Raw genomic sequence first — 15,071 nt, 5'->3', positions numbered from 1 at the left:
GGCAGGCTTGCTCCGGCCGCCGATCCGGACGGGGACGATGCAACCAGTTCGCCTGAAGCGGCGTGGCGAGGCGGCAGCTCCTGCCGCCACGGCGTCGAGCGAGACAGAGAGCGCACCGCAGCGGCGCCTGCGCGGCTCCGGGCGGACTGGAGCGCCGCGCGGCAGCAGCCCCTGGCCCTGGTGCATCGCCGCCGCGGCTTGTCTTGCCGCCGGCGTGACCGGGTATCAGCTCTATCGGGAGAAGGGGCGCCTCGCCGTGCTGGAGCAGGAGCAGGCCCTGCTGCAAAGCAGCTATGACGAGAAACTGAAGGCGCTGCAGCGCCGTCTGGTCAGTGCGATCATCGCCCAGGGCACGACGCCGGGTGCGCCGGCACAGCCGGGCCAGTCGCCCTCCGCCGGCGCGAGAGGGGCGCAGGACTATCTCGCCGATCTGATCACCCGGCAGATCGAGCTCGAGGCGCGCCAGGCACTTTTGGGGGCACTGGCCGGGCAGGCCGTCGGGCCGGTTCTGCCCCAAGGCGGGGCGCAGGCTCCGGGCGGCAATCAATTTGCCGGTGCGATCAACATCATCGAAAAGATCAATCCGGCCGTATTGGCGCAGCAGCGGCGTCAGGTCTCGGCGCAGGTCAAGGCGAGCGAGCCTCTGCCGCTGGAGGAGCGCATCGCGCTGCTCGGCCAATCACTCGACCGGGTCGAGACCGGCCAGTCGCAGCAGATCGCCGGGCTCGGGCGGCAATTCGTCGGCCGGGTGCAGGAGGTCAGGGCGGCGTTGGGCGAGGTCGGGCTCGATCCGGCAAGGGTCAAGCTGCCGGCGGCGCGCGCCGGCATGGGCGGGCCACTGGTGCCGCTCTCGGCCTCGATCAAGGCGGGCAGCTTCGAGCACGCGCTGATGCAGCTCAACCAGGCGCTTTCGGTTTATGGCCGCTGGCGCGACCTCGCCAGCATCGTTCCGTTCCAGCGGCCGCTCGAAGGCGACGACAGCACGACCAGCAATTTCGGCCCGCGCAGCGACCCGTTCACCGGGCAGACGGCGATGCATGCCGGCATGGATTTCCGCGGCGAGACCGGCACGCCGGTACGCGCCGGCGGTGCCGGCCAGGTGCTGCGTGCGGAAGTCTTCGGCGGCTACGGCAATCTCGTCGAACTCGATCACGGCAATGGCGTCACCACGCGCTATGCCCATCTCAGCGCCTTCGACGTTAAGGTCGGCCAACTCGTCGCCGCTGGACAGGTGATCGGCCGTGTCGGCTCGACCGGCCGCTCGACCGGTCCACATCTGCATTACGAGACGCGGCTCTCCGATCAGGCTCAAAATCCGCTCAAATTCATCGAGACCGGCGACAAACTCTCGGTCGGGCTCGGCGGCCTCCGCTAGCTCGCCGCGCGTCCGTTCGGGAGCGGTCACGGCGATCTATCTCAGTGTTATCGCATCGGACCGATTGGATCCGCCGCCGTCCGCAGTGACTTCATAGAGAAGGGCGGCGGTCGGATCGGCAGGCCGTCAATGCGGTCCTGGTGCGGCCGTCTGAAGATTGGCACGGTATCAGGCGCGCCGCTGCTTCGGGGAGCCGGGCGTGGTCGGCGAGACCGGGGCGGCCGGATCGCTGGCCGGGAAGCTCTCGCGCAACGCTTCGTCGAGCCGTTTCTCGGCCGAACCGTTGCCTTCCCTCTTCTGCTCGCGCTGTTCCTTGCGCAGGCTCTCGACGGCTTTGCTGGCGGGCTTGTTCATGGCTTCCCCCTGTCGATCACTGTGATGTGCCGGCCGGCTTTCGGCCGGCTCGCTTCGTCTTTGAAAACGCCGTCCCCCTCTGGAAGGTTCCGACGCGCCTGCTCCGGGGCGCTGCGGGTCGGCGGAAGAAATTCTCCGTGGCCGGGAAAATATGAAATTTCACGCTATCATTCGTGAATTGAGCTTTGGGCAGCGTGCGGCTATTGAAATGTTCGTTTTACAGAACGTTCGAGTGCCCGATGAAGCGATTAGCGGAGGCTGATGACGGCAGCGCGATCCCGGCTACTCGCCGCGTTCCGGCAAGCGGGAACGAGCCGGAAGCGCTGCGCGCGAAAGTGGAGGCGTTGGTCGCGGCGTTCGGAACGGCGGATGCGGCTGCAAGGCTCGCAGGGCTCTGCGCAAAGATCGATGGCCGGCTCGTCTTCACCACCAGCTTCGGCCTCGAGGACCAGGTCGTTACCCATCTGATCGCGACGCAGGGGCTGCCGATCGAGATCGTCACGCTCGATACCGGCCGGCTCTTCGCCGAGGTCCACGCGCTCTGGGCGAAGACCGAGGCCCGCTACGGGCTCGCCATCAAGCCGTTCTATCCGCGCCATGACGAGGTCGAGGGCTTCGTAAGCGAGCATGGCATCAACGGTTTCTATGCCTCGATCGCAGCGCGCAAGGCCTGCTGCGGCGTGCGCAAGGTCGAGCCGCTCGCCCGTGCGCTGGAAGGCGCTGCCGCCTGGATCACCGGATTGCGCGCCGATCAGTCGGCGGCGCGCGGCGGTGTTTCGCTTGCGGAGGCCGATGCCGGGCGCGGCCTCGTCAAGTTCAACCCGCTGCTCGACTGGTCACGCGAGCAGGCTCTGGCCTTTGCGCGGGCGAACGAAACCCCGCTCAACCCGCTGCATGAGCGGGGCTTTCTCTCGGTCGGCTGCCAGCCCTGCACGCGTGCTGTCCGTCCGGGCGAGCCGGAGCGGGCGGGGCGCTGGTGGTGGGAGGAGGAGGCTGCGAAGGAGTGCGGACTCCATGTCGGCCCCGATGGACTGCTCGTTCGGGCGAAGCCGGCTCTGGAGGTTTCGGCGTGATCCAGCTCAGCCATCTGCAAAAGCTCGAAGCCGAGGCGATCTTCATCATCCGCGAGGTCGCCGCGACCTGCGAGAAGCCGGTGCTGCTCTATTCGATCGGCAAGGATTCCGCCGTCCTGCTGCACCTTGCGATGAAGGCCTTCCATCCCGGCAAACCGCCTTTCCCGCTGCTCCATGTCGATACGACCTGGAAATTCCGCGAGATGATCGCCTTTCGCGACGAGACCGCGCGCCGGCTCGGGCTCGACCTCATCGTCCACATCAACCAGGAGGGCGTAGGCGCCGGGGTGAACCCGTTCAGCTCGGGCTCGAGGCTGCACACCGACGTGATGAAGACGCAGGGGCTGAAGCAGGCCCTCGACAAGCATGGCTTCGATGCCGCCTTCGGCGGCGCCCGCCGCGACGAGGAGAAGAGCCGAGCCAAGGAACGGGTCTTCTCGCTGCGCTCGGCGCAGCATCGCTGGGACCCGAAGAACCAGCGGCCGGAACCCTGGCGGCTGTTCAACACGCGCAAGGCGGCAGGCGAGAGCTTTCGCGTCTTTCCCTTGTCAAACTGGACCGAAAAGGACGTCTGGGACTACATCGCGCTCGAGAATATTCCGGTCGTGCCGCTCTATTTCGCCGCCCCGCGCCCGGTCGTGCGCCGGAACGGCGCCTGGATCATGCGCGACGATGAGCGCATGGCGCTTTTGCCCGGCGAGATGGTCAAGACCAGGCTGGTCCGCTTCCGCACGCTCGGCTGCTATCCGCTGACCGGGGCGGTCGAGAGCGAGGCGGCGAGCCTGACCGACATCATCGCCGAGATGCGCGCTTCCCGATCGTCGGAGCGGGAAGGCCGCGTCATCGACCATGACGGCTCCGGCTCGATGGAGCAGAAGAAGCAGGAAGGCTATTTCTGATGGGCGCGCTCGCCGAAACAAGAGGTGCGCCGGCGCCCGCGGGCGCCTTCCGCCCGGCCAATGACGAGGGCCAGAACGCAGAAGGCAGCGCCCGCGCCCTGCTGCGCTTCATCACCTGCGGCTCGGTCGATGACGGAAAATCGACGCTGATCGGCCGCATTCTCTACGAGGCCGGCGCGGTCTTCGACGACCAGTTGACCGCGCTCGATGCCGATTCCCGCAAATTCGGCACGCAGGGGCAGGCGCCGGATTTCGCTCTGCTGGTCGACGGGCTGAGCGCCGAGCGCGAGCAGGGCATAACCATCGACGTCGCCTATCGCTATTTCTCGACGGCGCAGCGCAGCTTCATCGTCGCCGACACGCCGGGCCACGAGCAATACACCCGCAACATGGCGACCGGTGCCTCCACCGCCGATCTCGCCATCATCCTGGTCGACGCCCGCAAGGGCCTGCTGTCGCAGACAAGGCGCCACTCCTTCATAGTCTCGCTGGTCGGCGTGCGCCGGGTCGTGGTGGCGGTGAACAAGATGGACCTCGTCGGCTATGACGAGGCGGTCTTCCGCCGGATCGAGGCAGACTATCGCACCATGGCGGCCGGGCTCGGCTTCACGACGGTCGATTTCATCCCGGTCTCGGCCCGGGATGGGGAGAACGTCACGCAGGCCTCGCGCCTGACGCCCTGGTATCGCGGACCGGCGCTGCTGCCTTTCCTCGAAGCCGTGACCCTGGCAGGCGAGGCGCCCGAGGCGCCGGGCTTCGCCTTGCCGGTGCAATGGGTCAACCGGCCCGATCTCGATTTCCGCGGCTATGCCGGCATGGTGGCGCAGGGGCGTCTGCGCGTCGGCGCTGGCATCGCCGTGCTGCCCTCGGGCCGCCGCAGCAGCATTGCCCGTATTCTCGCGCCCTCGGGCGAGGTCTCGCAGGCGAGCGCCGGGCAGTCCGTCACCGTGACGCTGGCCGACGAGGTCGACGTCTCGCGCGGCGACGTCATCGCCTCGCTCGCCGATGGGCCGCTCATCCGGCAGGACTTGCGGGCACGGCTGCTCTGGACCGGCGAGGCGCCCTTGCGAGAGGGGGGCGAGTTCATCCTGAAGCTCGCCACTACGACGGCGAATGCCAGCGTCACGCAGCTGCAGCACAGGCTCGATGTCGAGAGCTTTGCCGAAGTGCCGGCCGACGAGCTGCCGATGAACGCGATCGGCCTTGCGAGCTTACGGCTCGATCGGCCGCTGGCTGTGCAGGATTACGTGCAGAGCCGCGAACTCGGTGGCTTCATCCTGATAGAACGGCTGAGCAATCAGACGGTAGCCTTTGGTTTCATTGATGAAGGTCTGTCGACGCAGCGCGGGGCCGGCATGGCCGGACAGGAGCCGAGCCTGCGTCGCGCGCTGGTGCGCGAGCTCGGCCGGCCGGGCTCGGCCCGGCGCCGCGCCTTCGTCAGCGGGTTGAGCTGGCGCGCGGGGTCGAGCCTGATGCTGGCCGGGGCGACGATCGCGCTCGGCGCGTCCGAGGGCCTCGCAGCGACGCTCGCCATCGGGGATTTCGTGCTGCGGCCCCTGGCGCACAGGGTGCATGAGCGGCTCTGGCGCCGAGACGATGCCGGCGCCTTGCAGGATGGGGCGGGGATCTAAGTTCGGCCCGCTTCCCGGTGATCCCGGCGGTCGGAGCAACATGGCGGCGGCGCGGCCGCGACGACGAAGCGATCTTCACAAGGTCGGCAGGCGCTAGGCACCGGTGGATATGCAGTCCTCCGGTGTCGGCTCGCCCTCCCAGGCAAGGGGAGCGATCTCGTCGAGGCCGAGGCCGAGCAGGCCGATGGCGCGCAGCGCGATCTGGTCGATGATCGCGGCGATGTCCGGCGGGCGCAGATAGAAGGCCGGCACCGGCGGTGCGACGATGGCGCCATATTCGGTGACCTGTGCCATGGCGCGCAGATGGCCGAGATGCAGCGGGCTCTCCCTTGCGATCAGGACGAGGCGGCGGCGCTCCTTGAGCTGCACATCGGCGGCGCGCACCAGCAAATTGCCGAGCTGGCCATAGGCGATGGCGCAGAGCGTGTGCATCGAGCAGGGAGCGACGATCATCCCCGCCACCGGGAAGGAGCCGCTGGCGATCGAGGCGCCGATATCGCAATGGTCGTGATGGACGTTCGCCAGGGCGAGCGCCCGCGCCAGCGCGTCGGGGCCGACCTCGGTGGCAAGCGTGCGCTCGGCCGCACGCGAGATCACGAGATGGGTCTCGACCCGGCCCGAGGCCGCGATCCGCTCGAGCACGCGCAGCCCGATCGCTGCGCCGGATGCGCCGCTCAGCCCGACGATGACGCGCAGCGGTCGGCGCGAGGCGGCAGGGGGCGGAAGCGGGTTCATGGGTAGGCTCCAGGTGGCGTTGCGAGGCCGAGCGAGGGCCAGAGCGCGTCGATGCGGGCGCTAACCGCAGGATCCATCGCCATCGGCGCGCCCCATTCGCGCTCGGTCTCGGGGGGCAGCTTGTTGGTGGCATCGATGCCGAGCTTGCCGCCGAGGCCGGGCTTGGGCGAGGCGAAGTCGAGATAGTCGATCGGCGTGTCGGTGATTTCCACCAGATCGCGGCTGGCGTCGGAGCGGGTCGCCACCGCCCACATCACTTGTGCCCAGTCGCGCGGGTCGATGTCGGCGTCGACGACGATGATCAGCTTGGTGTAGCTGAACTGCGGCAGCATCGACCACAGGCCGAGCATCAGCCGGCGCGCCTGGCCGGGATAGCGCTTGGCCATGGCGACGACCGCGATCCGGTAGGAGCAGGCTTCCGGTGGCAGCCAGAAATCCACGACCTCCGGAAACTGCCGCTGCAGCAGGGGCAGGAACAGTGTGTTCAGCGCCTCGCCGATGCGCGAGGGCTCGTCCGGAGCACGCCCCGTGAAGGTCGAGAGATAGAGCGGCGCCCGGCGCATCGTCACCGCCGTGACCCGCATCACCGGGAAGGGCTCGACCGCGTTGTAGTAGCCGGTATGGTCGCCGAACGGACCTTCCGGCGCGGTCTCGTCGGGCGAGACCAGCCCCTCGATGACGATCTCGGCCGCGGCCGGCACGGCGAGCGGCACGCTGACGCAATTCGCGAGGGCCGGCCGTTCGCCACGCAGCAGGCCGGAAAAGCGCATTTCCGAAACGGTTTCCGGCAGCGGCAGCACGGCGGAAAGGATCGTCGCCGGGTCGGCGCCGATCACCACCGCGACCGGCATGTCACGGCCAAGCCTTCGCCATTGCGCATGATGGCGGGCGCCGCCGCGATGGGCGAGCCAGCGCAGGATGGCGCGGTCCTTGCCCAGCACCTGCATGCGATAGACGCCGAGATTGCACTCGTCCTCGGGCGTCGGCTCGGGCGGCGCGGTGATGACCAGCGGCCAGGTGATCAGCGGGGCGGGCTCGCCCGGCCAGCAGGTCTGCACGGGAAGAGCCGTCAGGTCGATGTCGTAGCCCCGGAACACCTGCTCCTGCACCGGCGCCCGGCTCTCGCCGCGCGGGCGCATGGACAGTGCCGCGCGCGCCAGCGGCAGGGCCTTCCAGGCTTCGGCGAGGCCGCGGGGCGGGCGCGGCTCGCGCAGCTCGGCGAGCGTTCGGCCGAGGGCAGGCAGTTGCTCGCGCGTGCGGCCGAGCCCCCAGGCGACCCGCTCGACCGTGCCGAACAGATTGGTCAGCAGCGGGACGGGCGAGACGGTGCCGTCGGGCCGTACCGGGCGCTCGAAGAGCAGGGCCGGCCCTTCCTGCGCGATGACGCGGCGATGGATCTCGGTGATCTCGTGCACGACGCTGACCGGCTCGGCGATCCGCCGCAACTGACCGGCGTCATCGAGATGGGCGAGGAAGGCGCTGAGGTCGCGGAAGCGGGGCAGTTCGCGGATCGGCAAGGGCAGGGGCTCCGGTTGCCGCACCTTGCTCCCTCGCATTCCTCGCCGTCTTTGCGATGGCGCAACGATCGGGAGCGTCTCCGCCGCGATCTTGCGGGCCGGAGGAGACCGATGCCGAACAGCGCAACGCCGAATGCAGCACCGCCTGGACCCCCCGTCCTGCCGCCTTGGCTCACCCACGCCATGGCACCGCTGCCGCTTGGGCCGCTGCAGCCGCTGCTGACGCTGACGCTGACGCGCATCGGTCGCCTCCACCCCGATCTCTATGGCCGCCTCGGCGAGCATGCCGAGAAGCGTTTCGGCATCGCGCCGACAGATCTGCCTTTCGCCTTCGTGCTGGAGCCGCGGCCGGAACGCCCGCAGGCGCGCGTGGTGCGGCGGCTGCCGCCCGGGCTCGATGTCCGCATTCGCGGACCGCTGTCCGGTCTGATCGGCATGGCCGAGGGCCGGCTCGACGGCGATGCGCTGTTCTTCTCGCGGACGCTGTCGATCGAGGGCGACATGGAGGCGACGCTCGCCCTGCGCAACGCGCTCGACGATGCCCGGCTCGATTTCGGCGTCATCCTGCTCGGCTGTCTCGGCCCGCTCGGCACCCGCGTCGCAGAGATGCTGCGTCGTCAGAGCGGCCAGTCGCGCCCCGCGTCTGCCATATCCGGAGGTTCGCCTTGGAACTGATCTGCCCGGCCGGCACCCCGGCGAGCCTCGAGGCCGCTGTCGAGGCTGGTGCGGATGCGGTCTATTGCGGCTTTCGCGACGAGACCAATGCCCGCAACTTTCCCGGCCTGAATTTTTCGCGCGACGAGCTGCGAAGAGGCATCGCATTCGCGCATCGCCACGGCGTCAAGGTGCTGGTCGCGATCAACACTTTCGCACGGGCCGGCGCCTTCCATCTCTGGCAATCGGCGATCGACGATGCCGTCGCGGCCGGCGCCGATGCCCTCATCCTCGCCGATCTCGCGACGCTCGCCTATGCCGCGCGTCGCCATCCCGGCCAGCGCCTGCATGTCTCGGTGCAGGCAGCCGCGGCCAATCCCGACGCGATCCGCTTCTATGTCGAGCGTTTTGGGGCGCAGCGCGTGGTGCTGCCGCGCGTGCTCGGCGTGACGGAGATCGCCTCGATCGTCCGCGAGACCGCCTGCGAGACCGAGGTCTTCGTCTTCGGCGGCCTCTGCGTGATGGAGGAGGGGCGCTGCTCGCTCTCCTCCTACGCCACGGGAAAATCGCCGAACATGCACGGCGTCTGCTCGCCCGCCGGCGATGTCGCCTATGCGGAGCAGGATGGCCGTATCGTCTCCAAGCTCGGTGGCTTCACCATCAACGCCTTCGAAAGGGGGGAGCCCGCCGGCTACCCGACCCTGTGCAAGGGCCGCTTCGTCACGCCCAGGAGCACCGGCTACATCTTCGAGGAGCCGGTCAGTCTCGATGCCGGCGTCCTGCTGCCGGCGCTGCGCGATGCCGGCGTGACGGCGTTCAAGATCGAGGGGCGCCAGCGCGGGCGGGCCTATATCGCCGGCGTGGTCCGCTCCTTCCGCGAGATTCTCGCCGCCCTCGACCAGGGCCGCAGCGCGCCGATGACGGGGCTCGTCGCCATGTCGGAGGGCCAGGCCAACACGGTCGGGGCCTATCGCAAGGCCTGGCGTTAGCCAGCTCGTCCTCGATCAAGGAAATTGCCGATGCAACTCACTCTCGGCCCCGTGCTCTATCATTGGTCGCCGGAGCAATGGCGCGATTTCTATTATCGCATCGCCGACGAGGCGCCGGTCGAGACCGTCGTGGTCGGCGAGGTCGTCTGCTCCAAGCGGGCGCCGTTCAAGCAGGATCTTCTGCCCGACGTGATCGAGCGGCTCGAGGCGGCGGGCAAGCAGGTCCTGCCGGCCTCGCTGATCCTGGTCTCGCTGCCGCGCGAGCGCCGCCAGAGCCGCGAGCTGATGCAGGCCGAGGGCAGCATGGTCGAGATCAACGACCTGACCTGCCTCGCCTCGCTGAGCGGCCGGCCCTTCGCCGTCGGTCCGTACGTAAACGTCTACAATGAGGGCACGGCGGGCTTCCTGGCTGAGTGCGGCGCGAGCCGGATCTGCCTGCCGCCGGAACTGCCGCTGCCGGCGATCGCGACCATCGCCGCTTCCCTGCCGCAGCTGGCGATCGAGGTCTTCGCCTTCGGCAAGGTGCCGCTGGCGATATCGGCGCGCTGCTATCATGCCCGCGCCCACAAGCTGACCAAGGATAATTGTCGTTTCGTCTGCGAGCTCGATCCGGACGGCATGCCGGTCAAGACGCTCGACGGTGCCGGGTTCCTCTCGGTGAACGGGGTGCAGACGCTCTCGCATGGCTGCGCCAGCCTGCTGCGCGACATTCCGGCGCTGCGCGATGCCGGCGTCGCCTCCTTGCGTCTCTCGCCGCAGGCTTGCGACATGGTCGCGGTCGCCAGGCTGTTCCGCGATGTCGCCGATGGTCGCCTTGCTGGCGAGGAGGGCGAGCAGCGTCTCGCCGAGCTCTATCCCGAGGTGCCCTTGGCGAATGGGTTCCTGCATGCGGTTCCCGGGCATCTTCGGGTCGGAACGGGCGTCTGAACCGCCGGTGAGGGCGGAAAAGGAGGCGGGCATGAACGGCGGCCAAGGCGGAGCAGCGCGTCCCGGCTTCGAGCCGACCAGCCGGGCGACCCCCGCGAGCGAGCTGATCGACCGGTTGCGCCGGGTGCTGCGGCCGGAGGACCTAGACTGCGCCTGCCGCGAGCGGCTCGACGGCGCGCTCGAGCGGTTCGACCAGCTCGAACGCCGGCGCGAATCCCGCCGGCAGCTCGCCAAGGCGCGCGATCACAAGGAGCGGATCGCAGCGCTGCTCGGCTTCCTATCCGATCTCGACTCGCTGACCGAGGCGGAGAACGACCGCAGCGTTTTCGAGGAGCTGGCTCTGCTCTTCGCCGAGATTGGCCGCAGCGCCCAGGCGGGCGCGGCGGCGCTGCGCGAGCTTTAGATCGCGCTTCAGGTTTCCTCCCCAAGCGATTCCACGGATGCGAAATTCCGGCCGTCTGGGCGCGGTTCCGGAGACACGTCCGCCGCTGCAGGGGCAGGCCGCGGCCAATCTTCGCGATGTTTGCCATTTCGCAAAGTGCATCGCGCCGCCGCAGCTAATGTTGCGGTGCAGCGAGGGGCTGACGAACCCGCTGCGCTGAAGGAGAAAAAAGATGTTCAAGATGATTCTGGCCGGCGCGTTGATGACCCTGGCCGCGGCCGGCGCGAATGCGGCGGAAGTCGAGGTCAAGATGCTCAACAAGGGCGCTGCCGGAGCCATGGTGTTCGAGCCGGCGCTGATCAAGATCGCGCCCGGCGACACCGTGAAATTCCTGCCGACCGACAAGAGCCACAATGCCGAGAGCGTCCCCGAGATGATGCCGGCCGGCGCGGCGCCCTTCATCGGCAAGCTGAACGAGCAGGTCGACATCACCTTCAAGGAGCCCGGTGTCTACGGCATCAAGTGCAAGCCGCATTACGGCATGGGCATGGTCGCGCTGGTCGTGGTCGGCGACCCGACCAATCTCGATGCGGCCGCGGCGGCCAAGCACCCGGGCAAGGCCAAGGCGATCTTCGCCGATCTGGTGGCCAAGGCGAAGTGAGCCGGCCGCGCAGATGCGCCGCCGACCATCATCAGGCTCGTGAAGAGAAGGCGCGGCCGGCCGGCCGCGCCTGTTGCCGCTGGGAGAACCATCATGGCGCCCATTCCGCGACTGCGCTCCTATGAGGGGCCCGCTCTGCTCTCTTATGGCTTTCGTCCGTTCTTTCTGCTCGCGGCGCTGCAGGCCGGGCTGACGATCCTGGTCTGGCTGCCCTTCGTCACCGGGCATCTCACCGTTCCGACGGCGTTCGGGCCGATCGACTGGCATATCCATGAAATGCTGTTCGGCTATCAGGCGGCTGCGATCGCCGGCTTCCTGCTGACCGCGATCCCGAACTGGACCGGCCGGCTTCCGGTTCAGGGCACGCCCTTGCTCGTCCTCGTCCTCGCCTGGCTCGCCGGCCGTATAGCCGTCTCGGCCTCGGCCTGGATCGGCTGGCGCTTGGCCATGGCGGTCGACGCGCTTTTCCTGCTGCTGCTCGCCGCGGCGGCCGCGCGCGAGATTCTGGCCGGCCGCAACTGGCGCAATCTCAAGGTCGTCGTGCTGGTCTGCCTGCTGCTCGCCGCCAATCTCGCCTTCCATCTTGAGGCCGGCCTGACCGGAGGCGCCGAAATCTCCCGGCGGTTCGCCATCGCCGTCGTCCTGATGTTGGTCCTGCTGATCGCCGGGCGGATCGTGCCGAGCTTCACGCGCAATTGGCTGGCGCAGCGCGGCGCGGGACGTCTGCCCGTGCCCTTCGCCGGTTTCGACAAGCTCGTGCTGGCCGCCAGCGCCATCGCTCTGGTGCTATGGGTCGCGCTGCCGGATTCTCCGGCGAGCGGCCTCGTGCTCGGGATCGCCGCCTTGCTCAATCTCGTCAGATTGGCGCGCTGGGCCGGCGACCGCTGCTGGCGCAATCCGCTGCTGATCATCCTGCATGTCGGCTATCTCTTCGTGCCTGTCGGCTTCGCCCTGACGGCGGCCGCAAGCTTCGGCTTCGTCAGCACCGGCGCCGGCCTTCATGCCTGGACTGCCGGCGCCTTCGGTACCATGACCCTCGCGGTGATGTCGCGGGCCAGCCTCGGCCATACCGGCCGGCCGCTCGTCGCAACGGCCGCGACCCAGGCCTGTTACGTCCTGGTCGTCATCGGCACGGTCGCGCGGATCTGCTCGGCGCTCGGCCATGGTCCGGCCGCGTTGCTGCATGTCGCGGCGCTGTCCTGGTCGCTGGCCTTCCTGGTGTTCGCGCTGGCCTATTGGCAGGTGCTGACCGGCGCCCGCCTCGGCGCGAAGGCGCCATCCGTCGCGCAGCAGGCTTGATTCTCAAGACGGCCGCGAATGGCGTACCGCTCCGGCGGTGCGCTATTCGGCGTTCTCGGCCAGTCGGGTGAGGGCGGCGGCATCGCAGACCACCAGCCGCTGGCGTCCGCCCTCGACCAGCCCTTGCGTCTCCCAGGCACTGAGAATGCGCGAGACGGTATGCAGCGTCGTGCCGGTCATTTCGGCGATGTCGCGGCGCGAGATCGGGAAGTCGACGCGCATCCCGGTCTCGACACGCATACCGGCCTGCTCGACCAGTCGCAGCACCGCATGGGCGACGCGGCGCTCGACCTCCTCGGTCGACATTTCGCGGATGCGGGTATGGGCCTCGTCGAGGCGCTGGCCGATCGTGCGGATCGCGCTCATCGCGAGCTGCGGATTGTTCTCGACGAAACCGTCCCAGGACTCGGTCGGCCAGCTCGCGACCAGACTGTCGACCGCCGCCGTCGCCGTGCCCGGATAGTCGGGGCGGCCGAGGGCCCGGGTGAAGCCGAACAGGTCGCCGGGATGGACAACGCGCACGATGATCTGCTGGCCATCGCGGGTGACTTGCGTGACCTTCAGCCGGCCGTGCAGCAGGAGGTAGAAGGCCTTGGCCGGGTCGCCCTGCTCGAAGACGGATTCGCCCTGAGGGACCCGGCGTGCATTCGCCTGCGCCGTCATGCGGTCGAGCTGTTCGTCGCCCATCGTCGCGAACAGCGGAATGCTGCGCAGGACGCTGCGGTCCATTCCCACGGTATCGTCTTTCCTTTTGGCGGGCCGGACATCTCGCCCGCGACAAAGCCGCCGGACCCGGCCGGCGGCGCCGGATTTGAGCGCAAACATTGCCAGCATTCAAGCCCGCGCGCTACGCGGAAAGGGCGATCCGCAGACCTGCCAGGGCGCAGAGCAGAGCCGCATAGCCGATGAGCGCTCCGGCGAGCACCCGGCTTTCCTGCTGCAGCCGCATGAAGCCGATCACGAGGAGCGCCGCCTTGACCAGGCTCAATGCGGCGATGGCGAGCCCGCGCGGCAGCGGCGCAAGGTGCAGGCTGGCGAGCAGGCCGAGCCCGGTCGCCAGAAGCAGGGCGCCGAGCACGATGGGGAGCGGCAGATCGCGAAGGGACGACATCTCACCCCAGATAGATAATGGGCAGGATCAGGAGCCAGACCAGGTCGATCGCGTGCCAGATGGCGGCAATGGTCCCGGTCCGGCGCGGCGTCGGCCGCCAGGCGATGGCGAGCATGATCAGCGCGACGAAGAGCACATGGGCGAGATGGAAGCCGGTGATCAGGAAATAGAGCTCGACGAGGCGGCTCTCCACGGCGGTGATGGCGGGGATCTCGTGACTATAGGCGACGAGCTTGAGCGCGACGAAGCCGAGTCCGCCGAGCGCGGCGGCGACCAGGTTCCAGCGCGGCCGACGGCCGAAGGCGGCGCGGGCGGCGAAGAAGCCGCTGGTGAGCAGTATCGCCGTGGCGGCGCCGGCGAGCGGCAGGTCGAGTGCGCCATGCAGCTTTGCCAGTGCCGGCGGATCGATCAGCCCGAGGATCAGGAAGGCGACGAGAAACGCGCCGAAGACGGCGAACTCGCTCCAGATCAGGATCCAGAGCAGGAGCTCCATGCCGCCTTCGCTGGTCGGCTGGCCCACGGTGAGGCTGGCCGGCGGAGTGTGTGCGTTCATGCCGGCAGCAGCCTGCGCAGCCCGGCCGGAACCCGGTCCTGCCAGCGCTGCTCCTTGACCAGGCGGAAGCCGAGATTGTCCGGCGGGGTGCCGACCGAGCAGCCGCCGCTCTTGGGATTGCGGATGAACGAGGTCATCACGGCGCGGTGCTGGCCCTCGACCACATAGGCTCCGCAATTCGTGGTCTCGCCGGTCGTCTTGCCGGCGGCGTCGAGCGAGACGCGGCGCAGGCAGCTCTGGGTCCATTCCCAGACATTGCCGGCCATGTCGTGGACGCCGTGCTCATTGGCGCCGAAGCTGCCGACCGGCCGCGGCGCAGGATCGCTCGCCTGCTTGCGGGCGCTCTCGCGGTCATAGTCGGCGAGCCAGCGCAAGGCGGGATTGGCGTTGTCGCCGTCGAAGCCACGCGCATCGTCGATGAAGCGCGTGCCGGCCGCGTGAGCCCATTCCCGATCTGTCGGCAGCCGCCATCTCAGCCCCGTCGAAGCCGACAGCCAGGCGGCATAGTCGCTGGCGTCGCCATGGCTGACGCCGGTCGCCGGCAGGTCGCCGCGCGCTGCCTTGCCGTCCAGTCGCTTGCAGGCTCCGGCCGCGACGCAGCGCGTATAGTCGGCGACGGTGACCTGGTAGCGCATGATCACCAGCGGCTTGTCGAGCGTGACAGCGACGCGCGGCGCATCGACCGGCCGCCCGACGCGCAGATATTCGCCGTCGAGCCTGTGCATCATCGTCATCGGCGGCACGATCGCCGTCTGGGGCAGCGGCACCAGCGGGACGGAGGGCCGTGGCTGCGCCGTCAACAGCAGCGTGGCCGCTCCTGCCATGAACAGGAGTCCGAGCGAGGTCGTCAGCACCGGAAGTCCCATGCGCAGCGTCGTGGCCATCATCGCCTCCTGTCGCCGAAAGAAAGA

17 protein-coding genes are annotated in these 15,071 nt (G+C 68.8%); 10 read left to right on the top strand and 7 right to left on the bottom strand.

What is annotated here, in order from left to right:
- The first annotated feature begins 37 nt into the window (after positions 1-37).
- Complete coding sequence (locus J0J10_RS05085) at positions 38-1,375, top strand: M23 family metallopeptidase (RefSeq protein WP_291645544.1); 1,338 nt, start codon at positions 38-40, stop codon at positions 1,373-1,375.
- Between the two features lie 168 nt (positions 1,376-1,543).
- Here J0J10_RS05085 and J0J10_RS05080 read toward each other — a convergent pair whose 3' ends face one another.
- Positions 1,544-1,729 (bottom strand): hypothetical protein, encoded by a 186-nt coding sequence (locus J0J10_RS05080; RefSeq protein ID WP_291634797.1) that lies wholly within the window; start codon positions 1,727-1,729, stop codon positions 1,544-1,546.
- 239 nt (positions 1,730-1,968) lie between these two features.
- Between J0J10_RS05080 and J0J10_RS05075 the strand changes: the two genes are divergently transcribed.
- The 3 genes from J0J10_RS05075 to J0J10_RS05065 are packed head-to-tail and all read left to right on the top strand — an operon-like array spanning position 1,969 to position 5,332.
- Positions 1,969-2,802 (top strand): phosphoadenylyl-sulfate reductase, encoded by an 834-nt coding sequence (locus J0J10_RS05075; protein WP_291645543.1) that lies wholly within the window; start codon positions 1,969-1,971, stop codon positions 2,800-2,802.
- Positions 2,799-3,701, top strand: coding sequence for a sulfate adenylyltransferase subunit CysD (gene cysD, locus J0J10_RS05070; RefSeq protein ID WP_291645542.1), 903 nt, complete (start codon positions 2,799-2,801; stop codon positions 3,699-3,701). Before J0J10_RS05075 ends, cysD begins: the two co-directional genes overlap by 4 nt.
- Positions 3,701-5,332: a sulfate adenylyltransferase subunit 1 gene (locus J0J10_RS05065; RefSeq protein WP_291645541.1), complete on the top strand. Its 1,632-nt coding sequence runs from the start codon at positions 3,701-3,703 to the stop codon at positions 5,330-5,332. The genes cysD and J0J10_RS05065 overlap by 1 nt, the downstream gene beginning before the upstream one ends.
- A gap of 93 nt (positions 5,333-5,425) precedes the next feature.
- Here the strand turns inward: J0J10_RS05065 and J0J10_RS05060 are convergent, their stop codons facing one another.
- Both J0J10_RS05060 and J0J10_RS05055 read right to left on the bottom strand, forming a co-directional pair.
- Positions 5,426-6,067, bottom strand: coding sequence for a UbiX family flavin prenyltransferase (locus tag J0J10_RS05060; RefSeq protein ID WP_291645540.1), 642 nt, complete (start codon positions 6,065-6,067; stop codon positions 5,426-5,428).
- Positions 6,064-7,584 (bottom strand): UbiD family decarboxylase, encoded by a 1,521-nt coding sequence (locus J0J10_RS05055; RefSeq protein ID WP_291645539.1) that lies wholly within the window; start codon positions 7,582-7,584, stop codon positions 6,064-6,066. The genes J0J10_RS05060 and J0J10_RS05055 overlap by 4 nt, the downstream gene beginning before the upstream one ends.
- 111 nt (positions 7,585-7,695) lie before the next feature.
- On the opposite strand from J0J10_RS05055, the gene ubiT reads away from it, so the two are divergent.
- From ubiT to J0J10_RS05025, 6 genes are all read left to right on the top strand, one after another.
- Complete coding sequence (gene ubiT, locus J0J10_RS05050) at positions 7,696-8,259, top strand: ubiquinone anaerobic biosynthesis accessory factor UbiT (RefSeq protein WP_465247155.1); 564 nt, start codon at positions 7,696-7,698, stop codon at positions 8,257-8,259.
- Positions 8,250-9,227 (top strand): ubiquinone anaerobic biosynthesis protein UbiU, encoded by a 978-nt coding sequence (gene ubiU / locus J0J10_RS05045; RefSeq protein ID WP_291645538.1) that lies wholly within the window; start codon positions 8,250-8,252, stop codon positions 9,225-9,227. The genes ubiT and ubiU overlap by 10 nt, the downstream gene beginning before the upstream one ends.
- A gap of 30 nt (positions 9,228-9,257) precedes the next feature.
- Positions 9,258-10,154, top strand: a complete 897-nt coding sequence (gene ubiV, locus J0J10_RS05040; RefSeq protein ID WP_291645537.1) for a ubiquinone anaerobic biosynthesis protein UbiV — start codon at positions 9,258-9,260, stop codon at positions 10,152-10,154.
- Between the two features lie 31 nt (positions 10,155-10,185).
- Complete coding sequence (locus J0J10_RS05035; RefSeq protein ID WP_291634779.1) at positions 10,186-10,557, top strand: hypothetical protein; 372 nt, start codon at positions 10,186-10,188, stop codon at positions 10,555-10,557.
- Positions 10,558-10,768: 211 nt separating this feature from the next.
- Positions 10,769-11,197, top strand: a complete 429-nt coding sequence (locus J0J10_RS05030) for a pseudoazurin (RefSeq protein ID WP_291634777.1) — start codon at positions 10,769-10,771, stop codon at positions 11,195-11,197.
- Between the two features lie 93 nt (positions 11,198-11,290).
- Positions 11,291-12,496, top strand: a complete 1,206-nt coding sequence (locus J0J10_RS05025) for an NnrS family protein (RefSeq protein ID WP_291645536.1) — start codon at positions 11,291-11,293, stop codon at positions 12,494-12,496.
- Between the two features lie 42 nt (positions 12,497-12,538).
- Here the strand turns inward: J0J10_RS05025 and J0J10_RS05020 are convergent, their stop codons facing one another.
- The 4 genes from J0J10_RS05020 to J0J10_RS05005 form a co-directional block, all read right to left on the bottom strand.
- Complete coding sequence (locus J0J10_RS05020) at positions 12,539-13,231, bottom strand: Crp/Fnr family transcriptional regulator (protein WP_291634773.1); 693 nt, start codon at positions 13,229-13,231, stop codon at positions 12,539-12,541.
- Between the two features lie 112 nt (positions 13,232-13,343).
- Positions 13,344-13,607: a hypothetical protein gene (locus J0J10_RS05015; protein WP_291645535.1), complete on the bottom strand. Its 264-nt coding sequence runs from the start codon at positions 13,605-13,607 to the stop codon at positions 13,344-13,346.
- Between the two features lies 1 nt (position 13,608).
- Positions 13,609-14,160 carry a cytochrome c oxidase subunit 3 family protein gene (locus J0J10_RS05010; RefSeq protein WP_291645534.1) on the bottom strand — a complete coding sequence of 184 codons (552 nt, stop codon included), beginning with the start codon at positions 14,158-14,160 and terminating at the stop codon, positions 13,609-13,611.
- Positions 14,157-15,044 (bottom strand): SUMF1/EgtB/PvdO family nonheme iron enzyme, encoded by an 888-nt coding sequence (locus tag J0J10_RS05005; protein WP_291645533.1) that lies wholly within the window; start codon positions 15,042-15,044, stop codon positions 14,157-14,159. The genes J0J10_RS05010 and J0J10_RS05005 overlap by 4 nt, the downstream gene beginning before the upstream one ends.
- Between the last annotated feature and the right edge of the window lie 27 nt (positions 15,045-15,071).

The sequence above is a fragment of the Allobosea sp. genome, assembly GCF_017308075.1.
Taxonomy (GTDB): domain Bacteria; phylum Pseudomonadota; class Alphaproteobacteria; order Rhizobiales; family Beijerinckiaceae; genus Allobosea.
The sequence above is the reverse complement of the archived record's forward strand: the minus strand, read 5'-3'. Positions and strand labels throughout refer to the sequence as shown.